The sequence below is a fragment of the Metabacillus indicus LMG 22858 genome, assembly GCF_000708755.2.
In the GTDB taxonomy this organism is placed as follows: Bacteria; Bacillota; Bacilli; order Bacillales; family Bacillaceae; genus Bacillus_P; species Bacillus_P indicus.
The window spans coordinates 44,347-50,453 of sequence record NZ_JGVU02000004.1; the positions used below are offsets into that span (position 1 = coordinate 44,347).

Annotated in this window: 6 protein-coding genes and 1 tRNA gene; 1 reads left to right on the forward strand and 6 read right to left on the reverse strand. The window is 47.0% G+C overall.

The window, feature by feature from the left end; all coding sequences use genetic code 11:
- Positions 1-73 precede the first annotated feature (73 nt).
- Complete coding sequence (gene abc-f / locus AZ46_RS12780; protein WP_029286212.1) at positions 74-1,990, forward strand: ribosomal protection-like ABC-F family protein; 1,917 nt, start codon at positions 74-76, stop codon at positions 1,988-1,990.
- 229 nt (positions 1,991-2,219) lie between these two features.
- Here the strand turns inward: abc-f and tsaD are convergent, their stop codons facing one another.
- The 6 genes from tsaD to AZ46_RS12810 all read right to left on the reverse strand — a co-directional run bounded on the left by tsaD (position 2,220) and on the right by AZ46_RS12810 (position 6,103).
- The gene (tsaD, locus tag AZ46_RS12785) at positions 2,220-3,239 is read right to left on the reverse strand and encodes a tRNA (adenosine(37)-N6)-threonylcarbamoyltransferase complex transferase subunit TsaD (protein WP_029286214.1); all 1,020 of its coding nucleotides are present in this window, start codon (positions 3,237-3,239) and stop codon (positions 2,220-2,222) included.
- Complete coding sequence (gene rimI, locus AZ46_RS12790) at positions 3,236-3,691, reverse strand: ribosomal protein S18-alanine N-acetyltransferase (RefSeq protein WP_234703432.1); 456 nt, start codon at positions 3,689-3,691, stop codon at positions 3,236-3,238. Before rimI ends, tsaD begins: the two co-directional genes overlap by 4 nt.
- Positions 3,692-3,704: 13 nt before the next feature.
- A complete protein-coding gene (gene tsaB / locus AZ46_RS12795; protein ID WP_029286218.1) occupies positions 3,705-4,394 on the reverse strand; it encodes a tRNA (adenosine(37)-N6)-threonylcarbamoyltransferase complex dimerization subunit type 1 TsaB in 690 nt (229 codons plus the stop codon).
- Positions 4,391-4,852, reverse strand: a complete 462-nt coding sequence (gene tsaE / locus AZ46_RS12800) for a tRNA (adenosine(37)-N6)-threonylcarbamoyltransferase complex ATPase subunit type 1 TsaE (protein ID WP_029286220.1) — start codon at positions 4,850-4,852, stop codon at positions 4,391-4,393. The genes tsaB and tsaE overlap by 4 nt, the downstream gene beginning before the upstream one ends.
- 9 nt (positions 4,853-4,861) lie before the next feature.
- Positions 4,862-5,842, reverse strand: a complete 981-nt coding sequence (thiL, locus tag AZ46_RS12805) for a thiamine-phosphate kinase (protein WP_051827347.1) — start codon at positions 5,840-5,842, stop codon at positions 4,862-4,864.
- A 185-nt stretch (positions 5,843-6,027) separates the two neighbouring features.
- A tRNA-Asp gene (locus AZ46_RS12810) sits at positions 6,028-6,103 on the reverse strand.
- Positions 6,104-6,107: the final 4 nt, after the last annotated feature.

A 6,107-nucleotide genomic window follows, 5' to 3' on the forward strand; every position in this document is an offset into this window, starting at 1 on the left:
CAGAAGTCCCAATCATTGCGGGTGCCCCTCGGATAAGCTACACTTAAACTATCATAGCCTGAGGTGAAAAGACATGATTTTGCTGCAAATTAACCAGCTGACAAAATATTTTGCTGCTGATCTTATATTATCGAACATTAAACTTGAAGTACAAACGCGGGACAAGATTGCACTCGTGGGCCGAAACGGTGCCGGAAAATCAACGCTCCTGAAGATTATCGCAGGACAGCTTTCCTATGAATCAGGAGAGATCATCAAGCCGAAAGATATGAGGATCGGCTACCTTGCACAGGACACCGGCCTCGAATCCGAGCTTTCCATCTGGGATGAAATGAACTCCGTTTTCCAGTCGCTGAAGGACATGGAAAAAACGATGCGCAGCCTGGAGATGAAAATGGCCGAAACAGACCCTTCAGAACGGGAATTTCAGCAGCTGCTGAATGAATACGACCGTCTGCAGGTTGAATTTAAAGTAAAAGGCGGCTATCAGTATGAAGCAGACATCCGTTCTGTTCTTCACGGACTCGGGTTCGCTGACTTTGACATCTCAACACCGATCCAGCGTTTGAGCGGAGGCCAGAAAACACGGCTTGCCCTCGGTAAGCTTCTTTTGACAAGTCCTGATCTGCTCGTGCTGGATGAACCGACAAACCACCTGGATATCGCTACACTTTCCTGGCTTGAGCAATACCTGCAGGGATACAGCGGTGCTCTTTTGATCGTCTCCCATGACCGGTATTTCCTTGATAAGGTAGTTAACCAGGTGTACGAGATTTCAAGACACGCAAGCAGAAAGTACATCGGCAACTACAGCCGCTACCTCGAGCAGGCCGCTGAAAACTATGAACGCGAGCTGAAATTATTTGAAAAACAGCAGGATGAAGTGGCGAAGCTGAAGGATTTTATCCAGCGGAACATGGCTAGAGCGTCAACCACCAAGCGCGCGCAAAGCCGTCAGAAAAAACTGCAGCGCATGGATCTGATGGACAGGCCCCTTGGGGATGAGAAGTCTGCCCACTTTAAATTTGATATCGAGCGTCAGAGCGGAAATGATGTTTTAAAAGCGAATGATATCGCCGTTTCCTATGATGGAACGAATCCGATTATTTCAAATGTCTCTTTTTCCGTTTCACGAGGTGACAGCATCGCGCTCGTCGGACCGAACGGAGTCGGGAAGTCGACACTTTTGAAAACGATCATTGAAAGACTCTCTCCACTAAAGGGTTCATTTCAGCTTGGGTCCGGCGTCAAGATTGGCTATTACGATCAGGAGCAGGCGAATTTGACGTCCAATAAACGGGTGCTTGATGAATTATGGGATGACTACCCGATGCTTACCGAAAAGGAAATCCGCACTGTACTCGGAAACTTCCTTTTTTCCGGTGACGATGTCCTGAAAAATGTATCAACCTTAAGCGGCGGACAAAAGGCACGGCTTGCCCTTGCAAAGCTGATGCTGCAAAAAGCCAATCTGCTCATTCTGGATGAGCCGACAAACCATCTTGATCTGGACAGCAAGGAAGTGCTTGAAAATGCACTGATTGATTACCCGGGGACGATTCTGTTTGTTTCCCATGACCGGTATTTCATCAACAGAATCGCGACAAAGGTATACGAGCTTTCGCCGGGCGGTGTAACTGAATACCTCGGAGATTACGATTACTATCAACATAAAAAAGCAGAGCAGCTCGAGCTTGCTGCTTTGGATGCTGCCCCTGAAGTGAAAGAGAAAGAAAACGGAAATAAGCTCTCCTATGAACAGGAAAAAGAACTGAAAAAACAAGTGCGGCAAAAGCAGCGCAAGCTTCAGGAAGTGGAAGAGCGCATTTCAGCTATTGAGGAAAAAGTAGAAGAAAATGAACAGCTCCTCTGCGATCCTGAGATTTATCAGGACCACACAAGGGTTCAGGAGATTAATCAGGAAAACGAAGTCCTGCAGGAAGAGCTTGAACAGCTGATGAATGACTGGGAGCAGCTGCAGGAAGATTAAAAAAAATTGTGGATAAAAAAACTCAGCGCCATAACCGGTGCTGAGTTTTTTGTTATCCACAATCTAAAGTTCAAGTTTTACAAGGTTTCATGTGAATTATACACATTATCCACATTTTAACCGTTTTTTATCCACATTACCCACAGGTTATCCCCGTCCATATTCCACAAGCTTTCATAAATTCTTGCAGGAGTTATTGGACGGAGTGTGAATAACTTGTTGATAACCATTAATTCGGAAGCTCAAGACCTGGATTTGCGTTCATTCTCATCGACCCTCTGTATCCTTTTTCATAAAAGACGGTTCCTGCTGCTGCAATCATTGCTGCGTTGTCTGTGCAGAGAGACAGCGGCGGTATGATAAGCTCAAGATCCTGAAGCCCGCTGAACTTCTCCGTAAGGGCTGCACGTAATCCCCTGTTTGCAGCAACACCGCCGGCAAGAAGAACTTGATTCACTCCATATTTCTCCGCAGCTGCAGCTGTCTTTGTAACAAGGACTTCAATGACGCTTGCCTGGAAGCTTGCAGCAAGGTCTTTGGGCTCAATCACTTCTCCGCGCTGTTCAGCATTGTGGAGAGTGTTAATAACCGCTGATTTCAGACCGCTGAAGCTGAAGTTAAAGGAATCCGGCTCAAGCCATGCCCGCGGCAGATCAATGGATGGCGTTCCTTCTGCAGCCAAACGGTCGATGTGAGGGCCTCCCGGATAAGGGAGCTTCAGCGTTCTTGCTACTTTGTCATATGCTTCTCCGGCAGCATCATCCAGCGTCTCTCCAATGACCTCAAAAGATGCGTGTTCCTTCATATAGACAAGTTCCGTATGTCCGCCTGAAACGACAAGCGACAGCAGCGGAAATTTCAGCTCAGAAATAAGCTGGTTGGCATATATATGCCCCGCAATATGGTGAACGCCAACAAGCGGCAGCTGATGGGCAAATGCAAGAGCCTTTGCCGCATTGACACCAATCAAAAGGGCTCCGACCAGTCCCGGCCCCTCTGTTACAGCAATTGCATCGAGATCTTTAAAGCCCATGTCAGCCTGCTTCAGCGCTTCTTCCAGAACAATCGTCAGCTGCTCCACATGATGCCTTGAAGCTATTTCGGGAACAACTCCGCCGAAACGTTTATGGCTTTCAATTTGAGAAGCCACTACATTTGAGATGATTTCCCGTCCATTTTTTACGATTGATACAGCTGTCTCATCACAGCTTGTCTCAATACCAAGTACGTACAGATCTTTTTTCGTCATTTTAAACCCACCCACATTACTAAAGCATCTTCTCCGTTATCGGTATAATACCGCTTTCTGATTCCGCCCGGCTGAAACCCGAGTTTTTTGTACAGGGACTGTGCCACATGGTTTGACACCCTGACCTCAAGCGAGATTTTCCCTGCCCCATACTCCTTTGCAACGCCAATCGCCTGCCGAAGTAGTGTTTCGCCGATTTTATTGCCTCTGAAAGCAGGAAGAACAGCAATATTCGTTACCTGCGCCTCATCCATAATAATCCAAAGTCCGCAATAGCCGATAATCTGCCGGTCGAATTCCACAACCAGGTATTTAGCAAAATGGTTCTGCGTCAGTTCATTATGAAAAGACTCCTTCAGCCAAGGAGTGGCAAAGGACTGAGTTTCAATTTCATAGACAGCATCTATATCCGTTACATTCATTGGCCGGATGACCATTGTATCCTGCTTCATCTCTTTCACCTGCTTATTTCTGTTGTTCCAGCCACTTTACTTCTGCTTCAGCCATGCGAATATAGTTCGGGACAAATGTATGGAGATCAACAGGATCTTTTTTTAGCCCGATTTTCCCAAGCATGGATGGTCTGGGATTGTTCTCTGTCATCGCTGCAAATATGGCCTGTTCGCCAAGAATCTGTTCGATAAGTTCCCTGTGAAGGCTGACGTCATTGCCAATAAACAAAACCTGCTTATCTTCTTTCTTCAGCTCTTCAAGCCAGTCTGCAAGAAGAAGATTACAATCTTTTCTTCTATTTAAAAGAACGCCGTCTTCATATTCATAAAGTCCTGTATACACTTGTCCCCTGCGAGCATCAAACAGCGGGCAGATCATTCCGTAAAAGTAAGTGCCTCCTGCTGCAAGCACTTCAAGACTTGAAACACTGACAAGCGGAATGTTCAGAGTCCAGGCAAGTGTCTTTGCAATGCTGACGCCGATTCTAAGCCCGGTGTAGGAACCCGGGCCCTCTGCTACGATTACTCGGTCAAGCTCCGCAGGCTTCACGCCGCACTCATTCAGCACCCACTCAACAGCAGGCATCGCACGGACCGAATGATTCTGTTTGACGTGCGAGACATACTCACCCATCACCGTTTCTTCCCCCACAAGGGCCACCCCAAGTGTCAGGTTTGACGTATCAATTGCTAATGCTTTCATCCGGTTACAAGCTCCTCACATAAACCAATATAGTCCTCACCGAGAGGAATGAGAATGATTTCACGCTCATCGTCTCCTGAGCGGTGAATTCTGATGTCAAGCCGCTCCTTTGGAAGCTGTTCTTCGATCATGCTTGCCCATTCCACAACAGTCACGCCGTCACCCTCAAAATATTCATCAAATCCGAGATCCTCTCCGCTGTCTTCCATGCGGTACACATCCATATGATACAAAGGAATCCGGCCATCCCGGTATTCTTTCATAATCGTAAACGTAGGACTGTTGACATTTTTGCGAATGCCAAGACCTTTTGCCAGTCCCTTAGTAAATGTCGTCTTTCCGGCCCCAAGATCACCTTCAAGTGTAATGACAGCCCCCGGCTTCAAAAGCTCTCCGAGTCTTATGGCAAGACGCGTCGTTTCGTCTGTATGAGTTGATTTCACTACATGCTTTATCATAACTTCACCTTACTTAAAATGATTATATCCGGACTTCTCAAGCTTCGTCTGCTTTCCGTCCTCAGTAAAAAATACACCTGCCGGCCCTTCTTCAACACGTCCAATTTCCGTAAGAAGGATTCCTTCTGCCAGGCATCTCTTTTGCAGATCAGTGAATACAGCCCGTGAAACAGTGCCCGTTAATTCAAAGTCTTCTCCACCAAACAGCATCCATTTTTCTGCATCCTCGTGGTTCAGTGACTTCATTGAGTCACTCATTGGAAGTCTTGTTTTATCTATCACTATTTTAACACAGCTGGACTCGCTTATTTCATTTAGTTCACTCGCCAGTCCGTCACTGATGTCATTCAGCGATACGCGGTCGGCAGAGCTCATAATCTGCCCTGCTTTCACCTGAGGGACAGGGCGCTTATGCCTGTTGATTAGAAAAGACGCTGCATCCCGGTCTGGGTGAAGATTTCCAAGCAAAGCTTGTAGCCCTGCAGCCGAATCGCCGATTGTACCTGTTACAAATACAGCATCTCCCGGACGTGCATCCTTCCGCAGCCTTTGCTTGCCCTTTTTCACCTCACCAACCACCGTCACGGTAAGAACGAGCTTATCCGAGGTCGAGACCGTGTCTCCCCCAATCAAATCGATGCGGAGCGGTTCAGCCAGCTCGTCCATTCCTGCATATAATTCGGCAAGCTCCTGTTCTGACCATGTTTTGGGTACCGCAATGGCCACAAGATAATACTTTGGCACGCCGCCCATAGCAGCCACATCGCTCACATTTACGGCAAGCCCCTTATAGCCTATTTCCTTCGGAGAAGATAATTCTTTTAAAAAATGAACCCCTTCAACCATCGTATCCGTACAGACAACTTCAAGGTAATCTGATTTCGTTCCATACAGGGCAGCATCATCGCCAATCCCTTCGACTAAACCGGACTGGCGGACCTCATCTTGACGGATCCGGCTGATAAACTGAAATTCGTCCTTTATCGTCATGGCAAAGCCCAGCCTCTCATATTCGAGTCTATCCTAAAAAACCTTAGAACTCCGCAGTTCTAAGGAAAGTTCCCTGATATTCAGTGTATCTTATCTATCTAGTTTGTCCAAGTTTCGTCCAGTGTCTACCTCAAAAAGAGCATAAAAAAAACGAAACCTAATCGTTTCGTTGTTGTTTACATAAATGGCGGTCCCGACCGGGATCGAACCGGCGATCTCCTGCGTGACAGGCAGGCATGTTAACCGCTACACCACGGGACCATTT

Bases quoted from the DNA above. Each gene is read 5' to 3' on its own strand.
- tsaB (WP_029286218.1), bottom strand. From the start codon at position 4,394: ATGAAAGCATTAGCAATTGATACGTCAAACCTGACACTTGGGGTGGCC.
- tsaE (WP_029286220.1), bottom strand. From the start codon at position 4,852: ATGATAAAGCATGTAGTGAAATCAACTCATACAGACGAAACGACGCGT.
- rimI (WP_234703432.1), bottom strand. From the start codon at position 3,691: ATGAAGCAGGATACAATGGTCATCCGGCCAATGAATGTAACGGATATA.
- tsaD (WP_029286214.1), bottom strand. From the start codon at position 3,239: ATGACGAAAAAAGATCTGTACGTACTTGGTATTGAGACAAGCTGTGAT.
- thiL (WP_051827347.1), bottom strand. From the start codon at position 5,842: ATGACGATAAAGGACGAATTTCAGTTTATCAGCCGGATCCGTCAAGAT.
- abc-f (WP_029286212.1), top strand. From the start codon at position 74: ATGATTTTGCTGCAAATTAACCAGCTGACAAAATATTTTGCTGCTGAT.